Genomic DNA, 2343 nt, shown 5'->3' with positions numbered 1-2343 from the left:
AGTATTAAGCTGTATACCCGCGACGGAGTCGGGCAGCCCGGCCGCGATGGCGGCGATCTTGGCGATGTCCTGGCCCTGGTCGCCGACCGGGGTGACGACGCCCAGCACGATGTCGTCGACGCGGTCGACGTCCAGTTCCGGGTTGCGCGCCCGCATCTCGCCGATCAGGCCGGTCACCAGGTCGATCGGTTTGACGGTGTGCAGCGAGCCGTTCTTCTTGCCCCGCCCGCGCGGGGTCCGGATGGCGTCGTAAATGTATGCGCCAGTGGAATTTTCGGTCATGATCACAACCCCAGGGTCTTCGCGATGATGTCTTTCTGGATTTCGCTGGTGCCGCCGACGATGGTGCCGACAATGGTGTGCCGCAGCAGTTCCTCCATGCCCGCTTCTTGGGTGTAGCCCATGCCGCCCATCATCTGAATGCCCTCCAGCGCCGCATGTTTGGCGAGTTCGGTGGCCTTGTACTTGGCCATGGACGCCTCGCGCTGCAACAGTGCGCCCGGATTCTCGTCCACCCGCTGCGCCACGTCGTGCACCAGCAGGCGGGTGGCTTCCAACTCGGTGGCCAGATCCGCCAGCCGCTGAGAAAGGGCTTGGAAGGAGCCGATCGGTCTGCCGAACTGCTTGCGCTGCTTGACATATGCCAGGGTGTCGTCGAAGACGCGGCGCGCCTGCCCAAGACCGAGCGCGGCGATGATGACGCGTTCGATGTTGAGTCCGGCGATGAGCTGGCTCCAGCCCTGCCCCTCCACGCCGACGAGCCGCTCCTGCGGCACGAACACATCGGTGAAGAACACATCGTTGACCTCGGCGGCCATGGTGGCGATGGGCCGGATCTCGATACCCGGCGTGCCGGTGGGCACCGACAGCATGGTCAGGCCCTGATGCTTGTCCGCACCGTCGCCGGTGCGGCACACCAGCAGAATGTGTTCGGCGATGTGCCCGTTGGAGATCCAGGTCTTCTGCCCGTTGACCCGATAGCCGCCCTCGACCTTCTCGGCCTTGCACGTCAGCGAGGCCACATCGGAGCCGGACCCGGGTTCGGACATGGCGATCGCGGTGGGTACACCGGCGGTGACCGAACCGAGGACCTCGTTCTTGATCTCCGTGGAGGCGAACTTGGCGTAGCTGTGCGCCACGATCAGCGTGACAGGGAAGCTGGCCAGCGGAATCCGGCCGTAGGCCAGTTCCTCGATGAACAGGCAGGCATCGAACAGGCCACCGCCCGACCCGCCGTACTCCTCCGGTAGCGACAGCCCCAGGAAGCCGAGTTCGGCCAGTTCGGTCGCGATATCGAGGTTGCTGCCCTTGCGGCCGTGGTCGGTGAGAGCCAGCCGCTGTTCTCGCGTACCGCACTCCCGGGCCGCGAATTCGCGGACGGTCCGTACGAGACTGCGCTGCTCATCGGTGAGTTGGAGGCTCATGGGCCACCCTTTCGCAGTTGATCAGAACATTACGTTCACACATGAACGTAAATCACGTTCACCGTAGCATGTATTTGCGATCTGGCTAGACTTCAATACATGCCGGTTGCCGAACTTCCCCCGAACAAGCACCAGGAGCGCAGTCAGCGCACCCGCGGCCTGCTGCTGGACGCGACCATCGAGAGCCTGGCCGAGGTCGGCTACGCCAATGCCTCCACCGGCGACATTTCGGGTCGGGCCGGGGTCACGCGCGGGGCGTTCCTGCACCATTTCCACACGCGCACAGAACTTTTCGCGCAAGCCATCGAGCATCTGGCCACCCGCCAGCGCGCCGCCGCGCAGCAGGTCGCCGAGGCCGTCTCGGCGACCACCCGACCGGCCGACATCCTGGTCGATCTCATCGCCGCCACCTTCGCGGGCGAACTCGGCAGCGCCTCGGTGGAACTGTTCGTGGCCATTCGCCACGACCAGGAGCAGGCCGAGCGGATGCTGCGGGTCCAGCGCGACCTCGCCCGGGAGGTTCTCGAGCAGGCCATCGCCCTGATCGGCCCGGAGATCCCCGCCGACAATGTGGAACACGCCTTCTGGATGACCATCAACTTCGTGCGCGGCACCATCGTCGACGACATGCTGGGCCGAAATCCCCAGCGGCGCAAACAAATGCTCGAACACTGGCGCACCCTGGCCGCCGTCGCGCTCACCGAGGCGGCGGGACGCGACTGACGACGACGGTCGGATACCGGCAGGGTCAGCGGTTCGGCGCGAGCAGGGGGCGCAGCGCTTCCAGCACGGCCGGGTCCTCGATGGTGGCTGGCACGGGTTCGGTCCGCCCATCAGCGATGCCGCGCAACGCCTTTCGCAGGATCTTGCCCGACCGGGTCTCGGGCAGCGCGGTCACGATGTCCACCCGTCGCCGGGT

General features: G+C 65.9%; 3 protein-coding genes. 1 reads left to right on the top strand and 2 read right to left on the bottom strand.

Annotated features, from left to right (window positions below; genetic code table 11):
- Together NS2_RS35445 and NS2_RS35440 are read right to left on the bottom strand one after the other, a co-directional pair.
- Window positions 1-282 (bottom strand): thiolase family protein (locus tag NS2_RS35445; RefSeq protein WP_507763484.1); only part of this gene is annotated, 282 nt, incomplete at its 3' end.
- 2 nt (window positions 283-284) lie between these two features.
- Window positions 285-1424: an acyl-CoA dehydrogenase family protein gene (locus NS2_RS35440; RefSeq protein WP_033091737.1), complete on the bottom strand. Its 1140-nt coding sequence runs from the start codon at window positions 1422-1424 to the stop codon at window positions 285-287.
- 99 nt (window positions 1425-1523) lie between these two features.
- Here NS2_RS35440 and NS2_RS35435 point away from each other — a divergent pair, with 99 nt between their 5' ends.
- Window positions 1524-2147 (top strand): TetR/AcrR family transcriptional regulator, encoded by a 624-nt coding sequence (locus NS2_RS35435; RefSeq protein WP_036552808.1) that lies wholly within the window; start codon window positions 1524-1526, stop codon window positions 2145-2147.
- The last annotated feature ends 196 nt before the right edge of the window (window positions 2148-2343 follow it).

This window comes from Nocardia seriolae NBRC 15557 (assembly GCF_007990715.1).
Classification (GTDB): domain Bacteria; phylum Actinomycetota; class Actinomycetes; order Mycobacteriales; family Mycobacteriaceae; genus Nocardia; species Nocardia seriolae.
Note: the sequence above shows the minus strand (reverse complement) of the source record. Positions and strands in the feature narration are given on the sequence as shown.

What these genes read in the sequence shown, in the direction of transcription:
- NS2_RS35440 (WP_033091737.1), bottom strand. Translation starts at nt 1,424, where the DNA reads ATGAGCCTCCAACTCACCGATGAGCAGCGCAGTCTCGTACGGACCGTC.
- NS2_RS35435 (WP_036552808.1), top strand. Translation starts at nt 1,524, where the DNA reads ATGCCGGTTGCCGAACTTCCCCCGAACAAGCACCAGGAGCGCAGTCAG.